The 18,287-nt window shown below is 48.8% G+C and carries 18 protein-coding genes; 13 read left to right on the top strand and 5 right to left on the bottom strand.

What is annotated here, in order from left to right; all coding sequences use genetic code 11:
- Window positions 1–3: 3 nt before the first annotated feature.
- The gene (hisD, locus tag AR688_RS05525; RefSeq protein ID WP_068230231.1) at window positions 4–1,326 is read right to left on the bottom strand and encodes a histidinol dehydrogenase; all 1,323 of its coding nucleotides are present in this window, start codon (window positions 1,324–1,326) and stop codon (window positions 4–6) included.
- A 2-nt stretch (window positions 1,327–1,328) separates the two neighbouring features.
- A complete protein-coding gene (gene hisG / locus AR688_RS05530; protein ID WP_068230234.1) occupies window positions 1,329–2,237 on the bottom strand; it encodes an ATP phosphoribosyltransferase in 909 nt (302 codons plus the stop codon).
- A gap of 24 nt (window positions 2,238–2,261) precedes the next feature.
- Between hisG and AR688_RS20130 the strand changes: the two genes are divergently transcribed.
- The 8 genes from AR688_RS20130 (at window position 2,262) to AR688_RS05565 (ending at window position 7,953) form a co-directional block, all read left to right on the top strand.
- A complete protein-coding gene (locus AR688_RS20130) occupies window positions 2,262–2,426 on the top strand; it encodes a hypothetical protein (RefSeq protein WP_156420210.1) in 165 nt (54 codons plus the stop codon).
- A gap of 263 nt (window positions 2,427–2,689) precedes the next feature.
- Window positions 2,690–2,941: a hypothetical protein gene (locus tag AR688_RS05535; RefSeq protein ID WP_068230237.1), complete on the top strand. Its 252-nt coding sequence runs from the start codon at window positions 2,690–2,692 to the stop codon at window positions 2,939–2,941.
- A gap of 91 nt (window positions 2,942–3,032) precedes the next feature.
- Window positions 3,033–4,967: an ATP-dependent DNA helicase gene (locus AR688_RS05540; RefSeq protein WP_068230239.1), complete on the top strand. Its 1,935-nt coding sequence runs from the start codon at window positions 3,033–3,035 to the stop codon at window positions 4,965–4,967.
- Window positions 4,960–5,682 (top strand): tRNA (adenosine(37)-N6)-threonylcarbamoyltransferase complex dimerization subunit type 1 TsaB, encoded by a 723-nt coding sequence (tsaB, locus tag AR688_RS05545; RefSeq protein ID WP_231731969.1) that lies wholly within the window; start codon window positions 4,960–4,962, stop codon window positions 5,680–5,682. The genes AR688_RS05540 and tsaB overlap by 8 nt, the downstream gene beginning before the upstream one ends.
- A 172-nt stretch (window positions 5,683–5,854) precedes the next feature.
- Window positions 5,855–6,157 (top strand): hypothetical protein, encoded by a 303-nt coding sequence (locus tag AR688_RS05550; protein WP_068230241.1) that lies wholly within the window; start codon window positions 5,855–5,857, stop codon window positions 6,155–6,157.
- Window positions 6,158–6,219: 62 nt separating this feature from the next.
- Complete coding sequence (locus AR688_RS05555; protein WP_068230244.1) at window positions 6,220–6,957, top strand: SDR family NAD(P)-dependent oxidoreductase; 738 nt, start codon at window positions 6,220–6,222, stop codon at window positions 6,955–6,957.
- Window positions 6,957–7,457 (top strand): DUF2878 domain-containing protein, encoded by a 501-nt coding sequence (locus AR688_RS05560; protein WP_197412119.1) that lies wholly within the window; start codon window positions 6,957–6,959, stop codon window positions 7,455–7,457. Before AR688_RS05555 ends, AR688_RS05560 begins: the two co-directional genes overlap by 1 nt.
- On the top strand, window positions 7,441–7,953 hold the full coding sequence (locus AR688_RS05565) for a chalcone isomerase family protein (RefSeq protein ID WP_068230250.1): 513 nt from the start codon (window positions 7,441–7,443) through the stop codon (window positions 7,951–7,953). Before AR688_RS05560 ends, AR688_RS05565 begins: the two co-directional genes overlap by 17 nt.
- Window positions 7,954–8,091: 138 nt before the next feature.
- On the opposite strand, the gene AR688_RS05570 is transcribed toward AR688_RS05565, so the two are convergent.
- Window positions 8,092–9,390 carry an alkaline phosphatase gene (locus AR688_RS05570; RefSeq protein ID WP_068230252.1) on the bottom strand — a complete coding sequence of 433 codons (1,299 nt, stop codon included), beginning with the start codon at window positions 9,388–9,390 and terminating at the stop codon, window positions 8,092–8,094.
- A gap of 367 nt (window positions 9,391–9,757) precedes the next feature.
- Between AR688_RS05570 and AR688_RS05575 the strand changes: the two genes are divergently transcribed.
- The 5 genes from AR688_RS05575 to AR688_RS05595 all read left to right on the top strand — a co-directional run bounded on the left by AR688_RS05575 (window position 9,758) and on the right by AR688_RS05595 (window position 17,143).
- Entirely contained in the window at window positions 9,758–10,531 is a 774-nt protein-coding gene (locus AR688_RS05575; protein WP_231731975.1) for a class I SAM-dependent methyltransferase, read from the top strand.
- Between the two features lie 156 nt (window positions 10,532–10,687).
- Entirely contained in the window at window positions 10,688–12,343 is a 1,656-nt protein-coding gene (gene fadD, locus AR688_RS05580) for a long-chain-fatty-acid--CoA ligase FadD (protein ID WP_068230255.1), read from the top strand.
- Window positions 12,344–12,406: 63 nt separating this feature from the next.
- Window positions 12,407–13,540 (top strand): ribonuclease D, encoded by a 1,134-nt coding sequence (gene rnd / locus AR688_RS05585; protein WP_068230258.1) that lies wholly within the window; start codon window positions 12,407–12,409, stop codon window positions 13,538–13,540.
- Between the two features lie 146 nt (window positions 13,541–13,686).
- Entirely contained in the window at window positions 13,687–15,072 is a 1,386-nt protein-coding gene (locus AR688_RS05590) for a DUF4397 domain-containing protein (RefSeq protein ID WP_068230261.1), read from the top strand.
- A 145-nt stretch (window positions 15,073–15,217) separates the two neighbouring features.
- Entirely contained in the window at window positions 15,218–17,143 is a 1,926-nt protein-coding gene (locus AR688_RS05595) for an alpha/beta hydrolase family protein (protein WP_068230265.1), read from the top strand.
- Between the two features lie 70 nt (window positions 17,144–17,213).
- On the opposite strand, the gene minE is transcribed toward AR688_RS05595, so the two are convergent.
- Window positions 17,214–17,474, bottom strand: coding sequence for a cell division topological specificity factor MinE (gene minE / locus AR688_RS05600; protein ID WP_068230267.1), 261 nt, complete (start codon window positions 17,472–17,474; stop codon window positions 17,214–17,216).
- Window positions 17,475–17,477: 3 nt separating this feature from the next.
- Complete coding sequence (minD, locus tag AR688_RS05605; protein ID WP_068230270.1) at window positions 17,478–18,287, bottom strand: septum site-determining protein MinD; 810 nt, start codon at window positions 18,285–18,287, stop codon at window positions 17,478–17,480.

An 18,287-nucleotide genomic window follows, 5' to 3' on the forward strand; every position in this document is an offset into this window, starting at 1 on the left:
GGTTTAATCCTTTGCTTGATCTGTCAGGGCCGCTAAACGTAAGGTGACGGCGTTAGCATGCGCCTGCAGACCTTCTGCTGTGGCCAGCACTTCGATGGCCGGGCCTATATTGCGTAGACCGTCGGCGGATAATTTTTGCACCGTGTAACGCCGGTAAAAGTCTGTTAATGACAAACTCGATACGGTTTTGCTGTAGCCGTAGGTAGGCAGCACATGGTTGGTGCCACTGGCATAATCTCCGGCCGATTCTGGCGTCCACTTACCAACAAAGATACTGGCGGCGCTGGTAAACTGCTCTGTCAGCGCTTCATCACAAGCGGTTTGCACAATTAAATGCTCCGGTGCATAGGCGTTGGTTACCGCAACAGCCTGGGCTAAATCGGCGGTTAAAATATAGCGACTGTGGCTAAGTGCCGCTGCGGCAATCTCTTGTCGAGGCAGCTGTGCCAGTTGGCTGGCTACTTCAGCTTGTACTGCGTTAATCAAATCAGCACTGTCACTGACTAAGATCACCTGGGAGTCGGGGCCATGCTCAGCTTGCGACAGTAAATCGGCGGCAACAAAGGCTGCATTGGCGCTGCTATCGGCCAGCACCAGCACTTCCGACGGCCCAGCCGGCATGTCGATCATGGCGCCTCTGGCATCCTGGCTTACCTGCTGTTTGGCTTCGGTCACATAGCGATTACCCGGGCCAAAAATTTTATCTACTTTGGCAATCGCTTCTGTGCCATAAGCCAGCGCAGCAATCGCCTGGGCGCCGCCAATGGTGTAAATCTCGCTAATGCCGCACAATTCAGCCGCATACAGAATTTCCGGCGCTATATCACCGGCGTCTGGTTTACCCGGCGGGGTAACCAGCACTATGCGATCACAACCGGCTAACTGCGCTGGTATACCCAGCATCAGCACTGTAGAGGGCAGGGGGGCACTGCCGCCCGGAATATACAAACCCACTGCGGCGATGGCACGGCTTTTTAGCTGGCAGACTACGCCCGTGCTGGTTTCTACCTCGATATCGCGTGGCAACTGCGCAGCGTGGAATTTACGGATATTGTCATACGCCAGCTCTATCGCCGCTTTGCGCTCTGGCAGTAAGCGGTTTAACTGTGCCAGTTTTGTTTCCGGGCTTAAGCGCAACGGGTTGGCATTTAGGCCATCAAACTGCTGGCTGTATGCCACCAGTGCTTCATCGCCTTGCTGGCGCACGGTATCAATAATAGTGCGTACCTGAGCGTTTAAGCTGGCAGAGTCGGCAAGCTGTGGCCGCGCCAGTGCGGCTTGCTGCTCAGTGGCGGATAATTGTGCCCAGTTAATTACCCCAGTCATAGCTACTCCATCATCTTTTCAATTGGCAGTACTAAAATCGAGCTGGCACCCAGCGCCTTTAATTGCTCCATGGTTTCCCAAAACAGTGTTTCACTGCTAACCACATGAATGGCTACCATATCGTTGTTACCCGCCAGCGGCAGCATCGTCGGGTTTTCGGCTCCCGGTAGCAGTGCGATTACTTCGTCCAGACGCGCGCGTGGCGCATGCAGCATAATGTATTTGCTTTCGTTGGCTTGCATTACACCGTTAATACGCGGCATCAGTTTATTGATCAGTTTTAGCTGGCGCTCGTCGGTAAGGTTTTTACGCTGAATAAGCACTGCTTTACTGCGGTAAATCACATCCACTTCTTTTAAACCGTTGGCCTCCAGCGTGGCGCCGGTAGATACCAGGTCACAAATGGCATCGGCTAAACCGGCACGTGGTGCCACTTCTACCGAACCTTTTAAATTAACAATGCGGGCATTTACGCCTTGCTGCTTTAAATAACGGGCGAGCAAACGCGGATAAGTAGTCGCGATGGTTTTACCTTCCAGCGAGGCTGCACCGCCATAGTTTTCTTCCTGCGGTACAGCGATGGACAGGCGGCAGCCGCCAAAATCAAGCCGCTTCAATACGGTATAATCAAAGCTGTCGTTATCCAGTTTGCGCTGCAGTGATTCTTCTTCCAGTACGTTTTCGCCAACGATGCCCAAATCACAGACGCCGTCCATCACCAGGCCCGGAATATCGTCATCTCGTACGCGCAGGATATCAATATCCATATTCTCGACATGGGCGATAAGGCGTTGCTCGCGCAGGTTAATTTTTAAGCCACAACTGGTAAACAAGGCCTGGGAGTCGACCGACAAGCGGCCGGATTTCTGCATGGCGATACGTAAGCGTTTAGATTCTGTTGCCGGACTCATAATGGTCTCCGTGACGATAATAAAATGAACAAAGTAATAAACAAAAACCCCGGCCTGGGCGCGGGGTTTTTGTTTATTACTTTACCACCGGAGCGCCAGACCATAGCCCTCCGACAAAGCGGACGGCTAGTACCTATGATGATGGCGCAGTACAGTAATAATATTCATATTCAGGGTTTTGCTGGTTAAGTTGCTATACAAGTTACCCTTGTACAGCAGTAAGTGCAAGCCTGTTTTGGTTTTGAATGTATTATAGATTTGTTTTTAAGTGTTTGAAATTAATTTACTTTATGTGTTTTTGAGCCGCGGGCGGCAATAAATTATTTTCTTTGAAAATGCAGATATGGGAATTCTAAGTGTAAAAAACGGTCAACTTGTATAGTCAATGCAGTGTTGGGCTTAAGTTTATCGGCTGGCTGCCGATAATAGTAAATTGCTTTGAGGAGAAGCTGATGGACGCTTTTATGCCTTTTATCCAGCGCGTACCCGGTACGCCGGTCGAGCCTGATCCCAAACAGGTAGTGCCGGTGTTTAAAGACGCGCGTTTAAGCCCGATAAAACCGCATGAGCAGAAATACCTGATCCTGAGCAGGCCCACACGTAAACGCGATCGTCGTCAGCAAGACTACCCGGCAGCACCTTACACCACACCGGAAGAAGATTTGCATGTTGATAAAGACGGCCATCTGGATATTTTTGTCTGAATTTGCCCGCTGTTAAGGCATAATAGCCGCCTTATTTTTCTGACGGTTGTTTCAGTGTTGCCTACTTCCTTTTATTACAAACTGAGTTGTTATGCGTAAGCAGGTTGCCAGCGCCTTTGCGCCAGGCGGTGTTTTAGCTGCGCATATTGCCGGTTTTAACGCCCGCGATGCTCAACTGCAAATGGCGCAGGCGGTAGCCGATGTGATCGAAACGCCGGGCGCGTTGGTGGTAGAAGCCGGTACCGGTACCGGTAAAACCTATGCCTATTTAGTGCCGGCGCTGCTGAGCGGGAAAAAAGTAGTGCTATCTACCGGTACAAAGAATCTGCAGGAACAGCTGTATTTCCGCGATTTGCCTAAGGTGGTTAAAGCCCTGGCCAGCCCGTTGCAACTTGCGTTACTTAAAGGCCGCAGTAACTATCTGTGTTTGTTTCGTTTAGAGCAGCATTACCACCATGTGCCGATGCAGGACGATCAACTGATCCAGGATTTAAGCCTGATCAAAAAATGGTCGGCCGAAACCCAAAGCGGCGATATCGGCGAGTTAAGCTACATCAGCGAAGACTCCAAAGCCCTGCCTTATGTCACCAGCACCACCGACAACTGCCTGGGCAAAGATTGTCCGGTGTATGAAGACTGCCACTTACTCAAAGCGCGCAAAAAAGCCCAGGCTGCCGATTTGGTGGTAGTAAACCATCATCTGTTTTTTGCTGACCTGGCATTAAAAGACACTGGCTTTGGCGAACTGCTGCCGCAAATGGATGTGATTATTTTTGACGAAGCGCATCAGCTGCCGGATATTGCCAGTGACTATTTTGGTGAAAACGTCTCCAGCCGTCTGTTACTCGATCTGTGCCGTGATATTGATGTTGCCTGCAAAACCGAACTGCGCGACCACCCGCAACTGGCGAAAACCGCTGATAAAGTGGCGCAGCTGATAAAAGACTGGCGCCTGCAGTTTGGCAATGATGCCACCAAAGGCAATTGGCGTGAAGCCTATCAAAAACCGGAGATGCAAACTGCGCTAAACCGCGTTAGCGAAGCCATAGATATGCTGTATCTGGTAATGAAAAGCAGCCTGGGCCGCAGCGACTTAATCGACAACGCCTTTGAGCGCCTAGCGCTGTGTAAAGCACGCTTATTAAAACTGACCGATATGCAGCAAAACGGTGTCAGCTTGTGGTTTGAAACTACCCGGTTGCACGTTAGCCTGCATTTAACGCCGCTGAGTATTGCCGATAAATTTCGTGACATTGTCGCTGCCGATAGCCGTAGCTGGGTGTTTACCTCGGCTACCTTGTCGGTCAATAACGGCTTTAGCCATTACACCGCGCAGATGGGGCTGAATAACGCCAAAACCCTGCTGTTGGAAAGTCCGTTTAACTACGCTGAGCAGGCACTACTTTGTGTACCACGGTATATGAGCGAGCCGCACGAACAGGGCATGGCACTGCAGTTGCTGCAAATTGCCGTTCGGCTGATAGAGGCCAATAACGGCCGCTGTTTCTTTTTATTTACCAGCCACCGCATGCTGCAACTGGTAGCGAAACAACTGCCCGATTTAGTGCGCCAGCCGGTGTTAGTGCAGGGTAGCAGCGGTAAGCGTTTGCTGCTGGAGCAGTTTGTTAAATTGGATAACGCTGTGCTTTTGGGCACCGGTAGTTTTTGGGAAGGCGTAGATGTGCGCGGCGATACGTTAAGCTGCGTGATTATTGATAAACTCCCCTTTGCCTCACCGGACGAGCCGCTACTGCAAGCGCGCAGTGAAGACTGCACTATGCGCGGTTTAGATCCCTTTGCAGAAGTGCAGCTGCCACAGGCGGTGATCACCTTAAAGCAGGGCGTAGGCCGCTTAATTCGGGATGTTACTGATCGCGGCGTGATGGTGATTTGCGATAATCGTTTAGTAACCAAACCTTATGGCGAAGTATTTTTAACCAGCTTACCGCCGATGCGTCGCACCCGCTCACTGGACGAGGCAGTAAGCTTTTTACAACAGATGAAACAGGACAGCGAACGTGAATAAAAGCGCCGTGGCCGGCATAAAATTACTTGCCTTAGATACCTCGACCGAAGCCTGCTCAGTAGCCTTGCAGGTTGGCACAGATATTTTGACGCTGGACGAAGTCTGCCCGCAGCAGCATAGCAAACGTGTGCTACCGATGGTGCAGCAGCTGTTAAGTCAGGCCGGTATCAGCCTTACTCAGTTCGACGGTATTGTATTTGGCCGTGGCCCCGGCAGCTTCACCGGCGTACGCATTGGTGTGGGTGTAACCCAGGGCCTGGCCTTTGGGGCTGACATACCGGTATATGGCGTTTCCACCCTGGCAGCGATGGCGCAGGCCGCGCACCGGCTATATGGCGCTAACCAGGTAGTGGCGGCAATAGATGCCCGTATGGCTGAAGTCTATATCGGCAGTTTCAGCTTACAACAGGGCCTGATGCATGCACTCAGCAGCGAAGTGGCCATTAAGCCACAGGATATCACCGGCTTTGATATCAGCGGTGAAGTCTATGCTGTTGGCACCGGTTGGCAAACTTATGCTGACGCCTTACTGCAAAAACAGCCTGCTGTTATTGCCCGGGATATTTTATATCCGTCGGCACAGGATATGCTCACTTTGGCGCTACCGGCACTTGGCGCAGGGCAGTTTATCGCCGCAGAGCTGGCAGAGCCGGTGTATGTGCGTGATGATGTTACCTGGCAAAAACTGCCCGGAAGGGATACCCGTCCTACTTGAAACTGCAGCGGTGTTGGCCGCAATCGTGAACCCCAATCACATAGATAACTATGCTCATGGGGATTCACTCACTTGCCGCCTGGCTGCAGCTCCAACTAGTTAGGGTATAAAATAACTTGGTTATTAATGCTTTCTGGTTATAATTAAGCCAGTTTGCTTAAGTGATGATGCTATGACGTTAAACGTTAATCAGAGCCTGAATGCTTCCACCAACATTAGCAGCGTATTCGCCGGTAATGAGTCTCGCCGTGCGCCGCCGCGTAATGAAACGGCTACCGAAGTGCCGCAAGGCCGTGGTGTACGTGCCAGCAATGAGGTGATAAGCCAACTGGATGATGAGCGTCGCCGGCAAGCAAGCTTCAGCTCTGCTAACGACCGGCGCAGCCAACAAGCCATCGATGCCTATCAAAGCCAGGCCAACGAGCAACGCCGCAGTGAAGTACAATCGATGCTGGGTGTCGATCTTTACGCCTGAATAAAACCAATCATCGTTTCTTGCCGTAGTCTAAGCAGAGATATTCTGTATAGAGACGGTTTATGACTTCTACTTGTTTAATAACCGGTGCCAGCTCCGGCATCGGCCGCGAATTAGCGCTGCATTACGCCGCCAACGGCTGGATAGTATATGCGGTGGCGCGCTCAGCCGACAAACTGCATGAGTTGGCGCAAAACTCTGCTATCCGCGCTTTGCCGCTGGACCTTACCGACAACACCGCACTGCAGCGTACTGCGCAGCAATTAAGCGATGACGGCGTGGTGCTGGATTTACTGCTACTTAATGCTGGCACCTGCGAATATGTTGATGCCAACGATTTGGATTTAGCGGCGTTTGAAAGCACCTTTGCCATTAACTTTCACGCTGTGGTGGCCGCTACCAAATACTTTATGCCGCTGCTAAAAGCGTCTTTAACGCCGCAACTGGCAATTGTCAGTTCGATGGCGCACTTTTTTCCTTTCACCCGCAGTGAAGCCTATGGCGCCAGCAAGGCCGCAGTCAGTTATTTTGTCGATAGTTTACGGGTAGATTTAGCCGATAGTGGTATTAGTATCAGTTTAATTGAACCAGGTTTTGTTGATACGCCTCTAACGCAGAAGAACGATTTTGCTATGCCATTTTTAGTGCCGGTAACACAGGCCGCCAGCCGCATTTATACCGGTTTAGCAAAGGGCAACAGCCGGATCCGCTTTCCGCGCCGGTTAAGCCTGCTGTTAAAGCTGTTGTCATTACTGCCGTATGATTTGCGCAACAGTGTAGCCAAAAGGATGAAGCAATAGTGGCGAGCGTTAAAGGTTTTAACTGGCGTGCTCTGGTGGGTTTTGAGCTGTGTTGGTTTGCGCTGGTGTATTGGCAGCAACAGGCTGTACTGCCGGTGCTGGCGTACTTAGTTTATGGTTTATGGCAACTAGATAAAGCGGGGCGCGTTGCAGTACTGCTGATATTGCTGGCAGGTCTCGGCATAGACACGCTGTTGTTGCGCCTGGACGTTATACAGTTTAGCGGTGACGCGCTATTGCCGTTGTGGTTTGTGCTGCTGTGGGCTGTGTTTGCTCTGGCTGCAGTGGAGTTTATGGCCAAAGTACTGACTAAACCCTGGCTGGCAGCCATATTGGGTGCCAGTGGCGGGCCTTTATCGTACTGGGGTGGAGCGGCGCTTAGCGGCGGTGTCTTGCAGTTTCCATTGCAGCTTTACTCTGCAGTCGTGTTAATCGTGGTCTGGGCGCTTATTGCCATCGCGCTTGGCCAAAGCAGGAGGTGGTATGCTAAAGCCGTATAGTCTGTTATTGCTGCTGGGTTTAGCCGGTGGTATTAGTTTTAATGCGGCGGCGGTGCCGGAGTTGACAACGGTTGGCGAGGGCTCATACCGCTATATGTTCTGGCAGTTATACGATGCCCGCTTAGCCAGTAAAGATGGTAAGTTTGAGAATTATCAGCAAAGTACACCTCTGTTGCTGGAGCTGACCTATAAACGTGATATTACCAGGCAGCAGTTTATTGATGCCACTGTAGATGAATGGCAAAAATTGGGGCACAGCAGTAAAGTACAACAGCAGCAATGGGTGCAGCAGTTGCAGAGCCTGTGGCAGGATGTGAAAAAGGGCGATACGCTGGCAGCGCTGTTGCAAGATAATGGCAGTGTTAAATTTTATTTAAACGGTGCTGAAACCGGTGTACTGGACGACAGCGCTTTTGGCACGGCTTTTTTTGATATCTGGCTGCACCCTGATACCAGCGCCCCTAAATTGCGCCGCCAGTTAATTACAATAAATTAACGTGACACCATCGAACCGGTTTGCTCACGCTAACGCGCCGTGGACCCTTCCCTGGGGGCTCGACTCAGGCATCCATGCCTTCAACGGTTAGCTTAGAGCAAATCGGTTCTCACTTCGCAGTGTAAACTAAGATGCATGCTACTTAGTTTGCTGAATATATTGCATCAGCTTTTTCGCAATCTGGGTATTATCCTGAAAACCGACAAAATCTTTAGCATCTTTGCCATACGCCAGCACTGCTACATCTGCAGCCGTGTGGCCGCCAGTAGTCCAACCGGTGTAGGAATATTTTGCCACCAGTTGATTGGACAGCTTACGCAGCATGGTTTCATCCTGTGTTCTGGCTGCCAGCAGTGCTTGCTGCTCTTCTGCCGTTAAACTGATTGACGTCAGCTTTGCCCACAGTGTCAAAGCGGCGTTATCGGAATCCGCTTTTTTCAGCTGCTCTGCAATACTGCGGCCGGTAGCGGTAACTTTCCGTACTACATCCGGCAGCCATTGGTATTCACCAGCAGCACCCAATGACATACCGCCGGTTTCATGATCGGCAGTAATCACCAAAATAGTATCCGGGTGTTTATCAACATAAGCTTTAGCCACGGCAATGGCTTTAGCAAAATCGTCCATTTCGGCCATCGCACAGGCGATATCATTGTCATGGCCACACCAGTCAATCTGGCTGCCTTCTACCATCAACACAAAGCCTTTTTTGGCTGGCGTTAATAGTTGCAGCGCTTTTTCTGTCAGGGTAGCCAGTTGCTTATCCTGCACGCTGTTTAATACTGCCGGTAAGGCTGTTTCAGCTAACAACGCCATGGCCGGGGTTTTAGTTAACGTATCTAGCTGCTGCCAGCTGTCGGTGTATTGAAAACCCAGCTGTTTAAACTCATTAACCAGGTTGCGGTCATCACGAATAAAATAATCTGTACCGCCACCTAAAATAACGTCGGCAACGGTTTTACCTTCGATGCGGTAATCCAGGTACATATCGGCGATTTCGTTGTAATTACGCCGGCTTTTATTGTGCGCTAAAAACGACGCCGGCGTAGCGTGGTTAACCTGAGAGCTGGCCACAATACCATTGGCTTTGCCCAGCTTTTTTGCCAGCTGCATCATGGTGCCGATAGGAATATGCTGGCGGTTTACTGAAATAGCACCATTGTAGCTTTTAAAGCCGGTGGCCAGGGCAGTTGCGCCTGCGGCTGAGTCGGTAACGTAGGTGTCATCGTCAGGGTAGGTGCTTGCCATGCCCAGCCACAGCTCGTCAAAAATAGTGTTTTCCACTTCCGCAGTGGCTTTGTCATCACTGAAATAACGGTAACCGGCCAGATATGCCGGGCCCATGCCATCGCCAATCATATAAATAATGTTTTTCGGTGCAGCTAGTGCTACAGCCGGTGCCAGCAATAAAGACAGAGATAACAAATGACGGCGCATGAAGGTTTACCTTATATAGGGCTTGATGTTCTGGGTTGCTAGTGTACTTTATACAAGTGCGATGACAAACCTATGTCGATAAAACGCTATTTTGTCAGGCTTAATGCTTTACTTTGTATCCGAGACTGAGCGCAGCTAAATTAGCCACAGGTAAATGGAACTGAATTAAAACTGAACAATCGAAGCTCTGGTAAATGTGCGTAAATGCGTATAAATGTGTCATAAGTATACATAGTCAAGCTGTCTGTAACGGCGCTATGTGATGTCAGCAATCAGTAAGGTCTGGTGTATGTCAATTATAACTACAAGAAAGACAATCCTATTTACTCTTTTTTTCGCTGGGCTAGCTTGCCTGTACACGCCTGTTATGGCTGATGAGCCGAAGCTGGTATTACAGCTGCTGGCCGATGCTGAGCAGCGTAGCACAGAGCATAAATTACGTAATAAATACCGTAAGCCAGCAGAAACGCTGCAGTTTTTTGGCATTGAACCACAGATGTCTGTGCTGGAAATCTGGCCGGGGCATGGCTGGTATACTGAGATTTTGGCGCCTTTTCTCAAAGATGACGGCAAGCTGACATTGGCGCAATTTCGTCATAACGATGGTTCGTTAAAAGAAGAGCGCAGTATTTTCTGGGCTCGTGTCAGTGAGCGGCTTATGCAGCGATTGACTGAACAAAGCGATTACTTTGGTGAGGTAGCCAATATTGAGTTAGATCCGCCCCTGCTTTCACCGCCTCAGCAAGAACAATTTGATATGGTGCTGACCTTTCGCAATGCGCATATCTGGAACGAAAGCGGCCACTTATATGGCACCTTGCAAAGTATTTTTCAGGCACTAAAACCCGGCGGCGTGCTGGGTATGGTTGAACACCGTTCTGCCCGTCTATCTGATATTTCCAGCTCAGCAGTTGAAGGATATCTGGATGAAGCCTATGTTATTCAGGCAGCAGAGCTGGCCGGGTTTGAACTGGTAGCCAGCAGTGAGCTGAATGCTAATCCGGCAGATACCAAAAATTATCCCAAAGGCGTTTATGCTTTGCCGCCAACGCTGGCGATGGGGCAGTACAATAAACAGCAGTATATCGCCATTGGTGAAAGTGACCGCATGACGCTGAAATTTATTAAGCCCGTGGAATAAATAGCGCTAATTGTACAATGTCAGCAATTATGGGATGATTGCTTGTTAGAGTAAAAACTCAAATAAACACTATTTAAGCACTAAAGCGCAGCAACAGATTGCGTGCTTGTGGTTTTATACCTATAAAATAATAACCTTAGACAAGAGGAGAAGACGGTGGATAAAGTTTGGTTAAAACGTTACCCGTCAGGCGTACCCGCAGAAATTAATGCCGATATTTACCCGTCATTATTAAGTATATTTGAACAAAGCATTGCCCAGTACCCGGATAAAACCGCTTTTATCAATATGGGAAAAAGTATCAGCTATCGTGAGCTGGACCAGCAAAGCACCGCTTTTGCCGCCTATTTGCAAACGGAGTTGGGGCTGAAAAAGGGCGATGCTGTCGCTATTATGATGCCCAACCTGTTGCAATACCCGATAGCGCTTATGGGCGTGTTACGTGCCGGTTGTACAGTAGTAAACGTGAACCCGCTGTATACCCCGCGCGAGCTTGAACATCAGTTAAACGACTCCAAAGCGAAAGCTATCATTATCGTAGAGAATTTTGCTCACACCTTAAGTGCAATTGAAAGCAAGGTGAAGCTGGATCACGTTATTCTGACCAAAATGGGAGACCGCCTTGGTACTTTAAAAGGTGCAGTGGTCAATCTGGTGGTTAAGTATGTCAAAAAGCTGGTGCCGGCGTATAAACTGACAAAGTTTGTCGGCTTTAACACTGCGCTGGAGCAAGGCGCAACACTCAAATATAGTAAGCCTGATATACAGGGGGCAGATATTGCATTTTTACAGTACACCGGTGGTACAACCGGCGTATCAAAAGGCGCCATGTTAACGCACCGCAATATGGTGGCTAACCTGGAACAGGTGAGTGGCTGTATTGATAAATTGCTGGAAAAAGGCGCCGAGCAGGTAGTTACGGCATTGCCGCTTTATCATATCTTTGCTTTGACAGCGAACTTCTTCACTTTCTTTAAGTATGGTGCAACCAACCTACTGATCACCAACCCTCGTGACATGAAAGGCTTTGTCAAAGAGCTGCAGAAGTTTCACTTTACTATCTTTACCGGTGTCAACACGCTGTACAACGGCTTACTAAATACCCCTGGTTTTGCTGATTTAAACTTTAGCGGCCTCAAGGCTTCTATTGGCGGTGGTATGGCAGTGCAACGCCCGGTAGCCGAGCGTTGGCAAAAAGTAACCGGTACCCGCCTGATGGAGGGTTACGGTTTAACTGAGTGCTGCCCGCTGGTAACGGTAAGCCCTTATGATTTAACCAGCTTTAATGGCAGTATTGGCTTGCCTGCGCCCTCTACAGATATTCGTCTGGTTGATGAGGAAGGTAATGACGTTGCCGCCGGAGAGCCCGGTGAGATGTTAGTAAAAGGCCCGCAGGTGATGCTGGGTTACCTGAACCGGCCGGAAGAAACAGAAAAAGTGCTCAGAAATGGCTGGCTTTACACCGGCGATATTGCCCGTATGGATGACGAGGGCTTCTTTTATATTGTTGATCGCAAAAAAGACATGATCATCGTATCGGGTTTTAATGTGTATCCGAATGAGATAGAAGAAGTTGTAGCGATGAGTGACAAAGTACTCGAAGTTGCAGCTGTCGGCGTGCCGAATGAGGCGACCGGCGAGGCGGTTAAACTCTTTATTGTGAAAAAAGACGCCAGCCTGACCGAGCAGGAAGTGATCCAGCACTGCCGGCAACATTTAACGGGCTATAAAGTACCTAAACTGGTAGAATTCCGTAAGGAATTACCAAAAACTAATGTTGGTAAAATTTTGCGGCGTGAACTGCGCGGATAACGTGCAACACTGCAAACAGCCGGCTTTTAGCCGGCTTTTGTTTTAGCGTATAACAGGTAACAGATGATTGGTGTAATCACAGATAACAACGCGTTGGCAGCCTACTGTCAGCAGGCAGCAAACAGCACATTACTGGCGGTAGATACTGAGTTTATCCGCCAGAGTACGTTGTTTCCCAAACTGGGTTTAATCCAACTATATGATGGCAGCCAGCTGGCGCTGGTGGACCCTTTATCAATTACCGATTGGCGGCCGCTACAGCAGCTGTTTGCTAAACCAGAGCTGATTAAGTTATTGCATTCGTGCAGTGAAGATATCGAGGCGCTGGCAACGGTGGGTATTACGCAGATTACGCCATTATTTGACACCCAGCTTGCAGCCGAGCTGTTAGGCTGGGGCAGTAGCATGGGCTATGCCCGGCTGGTAGAGCAGCTTAGTGGCGAAATACTGGATAAAAGTGAGTCCCGTACTGACTGGCTGGCCCGGCCATTGTCGCAAACCCAACTACAGTACGCAGCAAATGATGTGCATTTTTTGTTTCCGCTGTACCAGCAGCTTACTGAGCAAATGACACCGGCGCAGCAACAATTATTGCTGGCAGAAGGGCAGCAGTTAATGCAGCGGCGTGAGCAGCAATTACCGCTGGAATTTAAGTATCTTGAAATTAAAAACAGCTGGCAGCTTACCCCAAGAGAGCTGGCAGTGCTGCGTGAGTTGGCTGCCTGGCGCCAGCAATATGCGATGCAGCGTGATCTGGCGCTGGGGCTAATTATCAAAGATATTCAGCTTATTGAGCTGGCAAAACGCCGCCCGGCAACGGCAGAAAGTTTGCTGAATATTCCGGGGATGCCACCGCGGGAACTGCGCCGTCATGCCAAAGCACTGATTGAGTTGATTAGCACAGCTAAAGAACTACCACAGACAGAGTGTCCGCAACGTTTTTATCATCCGTCACAGTTTGCCGGTTATAAAGAAACGGTGACCCAACTTACTGCTGCGGTTAAACAAGCCTCAGCTGAGCATAATATTCCGCCTGAATTTATGTCAGTAAAACGCCAGTTAAATGAATATCTTAACTGGTGCTGGCGGGTGACAGATCAAGAACGAGATCAATTGCCCGTACCGGAGTATTTAAAAGGTTGGCGCTCTGAGTATTTAAAGCCATTTTTGCCGGTTCCGGCCCATATCACTTTATAAAAGGGCGGGCACTACGTAATTCTGGCAGTTTTGGATTAGTGTTTTTTTTCGACATTTTTGTTCGATTTTTGTCATAAAACTATGTTGATCCCCAGTAAAAACCATGGCGTAACACTTCAGCAATTCATAACTGAAGGGTTACAACAATGAAAGAAATAAAAAGCTTTGCTTTACCTGCAGTGCTGGCAATATCGCTTACAGGTTGCTGGTTAGATGATGATGACGATCCGGCTCCAACGCCAGAGCCTCCTCCTCCGGTAGTGGTTGACGCTAGTGTGCAGGTTGTTCATACCGCGATAGACGCACCCGATGTTAACGTGTTAGCCAATGATGATGCTGCTATTGAAGGACTCGCCTTTGGCGAAGCATCTGATGTGTTGTCGCTGCCGCCCGCTACCTACAGTATAGCCGTTGACGCTATATTACCCGGTGAAGACAACACCGCTACGGTAATAGGTCCACTGGATTTAGCACTTGAAGAAGCAACCCGCTACACCGTATTTGCGGTTGGCAAGGTTGCAGAGGAATCCCTTGAGCCTTTGGTTGTTACAGGCACAGTGGATGACGTAGCTTCTGGTAAAATCCGCCTGCAGGTAGTGCACGCCGCCTCTACAGCGCCTGAAGTCAGTGTACATGTTACCGCGCCAGACGCCGAGCTTGGTACGCCGGCGGTGACCTTCTCATTTAAAGATTTTACTGATCCATTAGAGCTGGACCCGGCAGAGTACCGGGTACGTATTACCTTACCTGATAATGAAACAGTAGTGTTTGATAGCGGTACGCTGGATTTAAGCACTGCGGGTACAGATCTGGTTGTTGCAGCGGTTGACAGCCAGTATTCGGGCGAGTCACCGGTTTCACTGCTAGCCGTAGGGCAGGATGGCAGCGAGATGGCCATTCTGGATGCCGGTGCTACTGCCTCATTACGGGTAGTACATAATGTTTCTGACGCACCGGCAGTAGATGTGTTAGTAAACGACAGCATAACCTTGGTGGATGCACTGGCATTCCCTGATTTTACAGATTATGTTGCAGTAGAACCTAATACTTACAACGTAAAAGTTGCTGCCGATGCAGATAATAGCGTAGTGGTGATAGACGAAGACGTTACTGTAGAGGCCGGTGCTTTTTACAGCGTGCTGGCAGTAGGTTCATTGGGTGAAGGGACAGTTGAACCGCTGATCCTGGCTGATATGCCACGCCGGGTGGCTACTGAAGCCAAAGTCCGTATTGTACACGGTTCAACACTGGCAGGTAATGTAGATATTTATGTCACGGCTGATGGTGATATTGCCACCGCAACACCTGCTTTTAGCAATGTGCCCTTTAAAGCTGAAACAGGCTATGTTGCACTGGCTGCTGGTGACTATGTTGTTAGCGTAACGCCAACCGGTACTAAAACCGAAGCGATTGAAGCGCCGGTAAGCCTGGAGGCAAACAGCATTTACACTGCTATAGCGCGTGATGGCGTAAATCTGGATGCAACCATGATAGGGTTAATCCTGATGGATGACTTTGTTACTGTACAATAAGCGTAGACTGTAATCAGTGACACAATATTGAAGCCCGCATTAAGCGGGCTTTCTTTTTATAAACCATACAACAAAATATTTTGCTGAGTTAAACCGGTTTTGCTAATGTGCAGCAGCATTATTGACAAAATCAGGAATAATAATAATGAAAGGATGCATAGTTGTAGTGTTGGTTTTTTTATTCAGTATGGCTAACGCTGCTGAATTGCCGGTAGAAGCCTTTGCCAGCGCCCCGAGTATCGACATGCTAAAGTTATCGCCCGACGGTACAAAATTATCCATGACCCAGACTGTCGATACGGAGAAAGAGCAATTAGTGCTGGTTAAACTGTTTGATCTGGAAACGGGGGAGCAGAAGTTTCTGGTAAAAGCCGACAGCCGGGATCTCAATATTTACTCTGTGGTGTGGGCCAATAACAAGCAGTTACTGGTAAAAGCGGCTTATGCGTCGCACCGCTACGGTACGCCGGTAACCGAAACCCGGTTAATGGTTATTGATACTGAAACCGGTAAAAATCGCAGTGTTATCCGGGGGCAGCTGCAGCGTAAATTAGTCCGCACACCGCAATTTCAATCAAATATCGTAGCGTTAATGCCGGAAGACGAAGAGCATTTCTTACTGGCATTAGACGGTTTCAACCATGGAGTAGGCACCAGTGTGGTTAAAATTAATCTCAATGGTGATTTATCAAAAATTGTTGCCCATTCCCGCGAGAACCTGATTGACTGGGTTGCCGACAGGCAGCACCAGCCGCGTATCGCTATTTTCCGCGATGATACGCAATATCAGATTAAAGAGAAAAAGCCAAATAACGATGAGTTCCGTTTATTGTGGCAGTTTGAAGCCTTATCAGAAGATACGATTTGGCCGATAGGCTTTGATGAAGATCCAAACCTGTTATATGTGTCGGCTTACCATAATGGCAAAAAAGCCATATTTAAAGTCGACCTGGCGAAAGACAAGCCAGAGCCCGAGCTGATAAAAGCTGATCCTGATTACGATGTACCTGCCGATATTTCATATTCCTGGCAGGACAAGAAGATTATTGCCGTCGGTGAAGATTATATAGACCCTAAGTATCAGGCATTTCAGAAGGCGGTGGATGATGCTTTGCCTGATGCTGATAATTATATTGTTAGTATGAGCCACGACCAGAACCGTTATATCGTGCTTACCAGCAGTGAAACCAATGCCGGTGCTTACCTGTTAGGCGATCGTAAAGCCAAAACATTACAATTTCTGCTACCTAAATTCAGCCAGTTGGCACCAGAGCTGATGGTGGCAAAACAAAAAATTCAATATAAGGCCCGCGACGGTTTAACGATAGAAGGCTATCTGACAACGCCACAAGGCTACCAACAGGGGACATTGCCAACGATTATTTTCCCGCATGGCGGGCCGATATCTTTTGATGATGACGGCTTTGATTATTGGACACAGTTTTTTGCTAATCGTGGTTATGCAGTATTGCAAATGAATTTCCGCGGCTCATATGGTTATGGTTTTGACTTTATGCAAATGGGCCTGCAGGGCTGGGGCTTGCAAATGCAGGACGACGTAGAAGACGGCACGCGCTGGTTAATTGAGCAGGGCATAGCAGTACCCGGAAATATTTGTATAGTAGGTGCCAGCTATGGTGGCTATGCGGCGCTGATGGGGGCAGTAAAAACACCTGATTTATATCAGTGCGTGGTAAGTTTTGCCGGCGTCACTGATGTCGAAGATCTGGTAAAATCGCAGCGCAATTTTACCAATTATGAAATCGTCAAGAAGCAAATAGGCGATAATTTCGATCTGCTGGAGCAGCGTTCGCCGCTGACACATGCTGATAAAGTTCAGGTGCCGGTATTGTTAATACACGGTACTAAAGATCGTTCTGTGCCGGTAAAGCAAAGTACAGCGATGTTCAGAGCACTGAAAAACAAGAAAAAATCAGTAGAGTATATTGAACTGGAAGACGGCGATCATTACCTGAGTACCAACAGCCACCGGCTGGAAACCTTTAAAGCGATGGATCGCTTCTTGAAAAGCCATTTACAGCTGCCAGAGCAGCGTGTCGCAGTTAATTAAGTTGCAAATTTACAGTAATCTACAACAACAAGCCCGCATTAAGCGGGCTTTGTTTATCCGTGTTGGAGATTTAGCGCTTATCTTCCGGGAAGGTAACGTTTAACTCTAACACCGACAGCTCGTCGCCGCGTTGCTCTAATGACACGGCGATATCTTCCGGCGAAATATCCACGTATTTGCGGATCACCTCTAAGATATCACGCTCCAGCTGTGGCAAATAATCCGGGCTGTTACGCCGTCTGCGTTCATGCGCTACGATGATTTGTAAACGCTCTTTAGCGGTATTGGCGGTGGTTTTCTTACTCGAGCGAAAATAATCCAGTAATGACATCCTTTATCCTCCAAAAATCCGCTTTAACAGGCCTTTTTTCTCTACGGTTAAAAAGCGAAACGGCACTTTTTCACCCAGCAAGCGCTCAACGGTATCTAAATACGCCTGGCCGGCATCGCTGTCTTTGTCCAGGATCACCGGCTGGCCTGAGTTTGAGGCATTAAGCACGGCTTGTGATTCCGGAATAACACCCAGCAAATCAATCGACAGAATTTCTTTTACATCTTCTACGCTGAGCATTTCGCCTTTTTCTACCCGCTCGGGGTTGTAGCGTGTCAGCAGCAGATGTTCCTTAATGGCATCCAGCCCTTGCTCGGCGCGGCGTGATTTACTCGACAGCATACCCAAAATACGATCAGAGTCGCGTACTGATGATACTTCAGGGTTGGTCACCACTACAGCTTCATCAGCGAAATACAGTGCCATCATGGCACCGGCTTCAATACCGGCGGGCGAGTCACATAAAATAAAGTCGAAATCTTTTGCCAGCTCGTTTAATACCCGTTCTACGCCTTCTTTGGTCAGCGCGTCTTTGTCGCGGGTTTGCGAAGCAGGCAGAATAAATAAATTGTCGGTGCGCTTATCTTTGATCAGTGTCTGTTTTAAATTGGCTTCGCCGTTGATCACGTTAACAAAGTCGTACACTACGCGCCGCTCACAGCCCATAATTAAATCTAAATTACGCAGGCCGATATCAAAATCGATAATAACGGTTTTGTTGCCTTTTAACGCCAGGCCTGTACCAATGGCAGCACTGGAAGTGGTTTTACCTACGCCGCCTTTTCCTGACGTTACTACTATGATTTTTGCCAT

This window comes from Rheinheimera sp. EpRS3, assembly GCF_001513785.1.
Taxonomy (GTDB): Bacteria; Pseudomonadota; Gammaproteobacteria; order Enterobacterales; family Alteromonadaceae; genus Alishewanella.

Bases quoted from the DNA above. Each gene is read 5' to 3' on its own strand.
- hisD (WP_068230231.1), bottom strand. From the start codon at position 1,326: ATGACTGGGGTAATTAACTGGGCACAATTATCCGCCACTGAGCAGCAA.
- hisG (WP_068230234.1), bottom strand. From the start codon at position 2,237: ATGAGTCCGGCAACAGAATCTAAACGCTTACGTATCGCCATGCAGAAA.
- AR688_RS20130 (WP_156420210.1), top strand. From the start codon at position 2,262: ATGAACAAAGTAATAAACAAAAACCCCGGCCTGGGCGCGGGGTTTTTG.
- AR688_RS05535 (WP_068230237.1), top strand. From the start codon at position 2,690: ATGGACGCTTTTATGCCTTTTATCCAGCGCGTACCCGGTACGCCGGTC.
- AR688_RS05540 (WP_068230239.1), top strand. From the start codon at position 3,033: ATGCGTAAGCAGGTTGCCAGCGCCTTTGCGCCAGGCGGTGTTTTAGCT.
- AR688_RS05550 (WP_068230241.1), top strand. From the start codon at position 5,855: ATGACGTTAAACGTTAATCAGAGCCTGAATGCTTCCACCAACATTAGC.
- AR688_RS05555 (WP_068230244.1), top strand. From the start codon at position 6,220: ATGACTTCTACTTGTTTAATAACCGGTGCCAGCTCCGGCATCGGCCGC.
- AR688_RS05565 (WP_068230250.1), top strand. From the start codon at position 7,441: ATGCTAAAGCCGTATAGTCTGTTATTGCTGCTGGGTTTAGCCGGTGGT.
- AR688_RS05570 (WP_068230252.1), bottom strand. From the start codon at position 9,390: ATGCGCCGTCATTTGTTATCTCTGTCTTTATTGCTGGCACCGGCTGTA.
- AR688_RS05575 (WP_231731975.1), top strand. From the start codon at position 9,758: ATGGCTGATGAGCCGAAGCTGGTATTACAGCTGCTGGCCGATGCTGAG.
- rnd (WP_068230258.1), top strand. From the start codon at position 12,407: ATGATTGGTGTAATCACAGATAACAACGCGTTGGCAGCCTACTGTCAG.
- AR688_RS05590 (WP_068230261.1), top strand. From the start codon at position 13,687: ATGAAAGAAATAAAAAGCTTTGCTTTACCTGCAGTGCTGGCAATATCG.
- AR688_RS05595 (WP_068230265.1), top strand. From the start codon at position 15,218: ATGAAAGGATGCATAGTTGTAGTGTTGGTTTTTTTATTCAGTATGGCT.
- minE (WP_068230267.1), bottom strand. From the start codon at position 17,474: ATGTCATTACTGGATTATTTTCGCTCGAGTAAGAAAACCACCGCCAAT.
- minD (WP_068230270.1), bottom strand. From the start codon at position 18,287: ATGGCAAAAATCATAGTAGTAACGTCAGGAAAAGGCGGCGTAGGTAAA.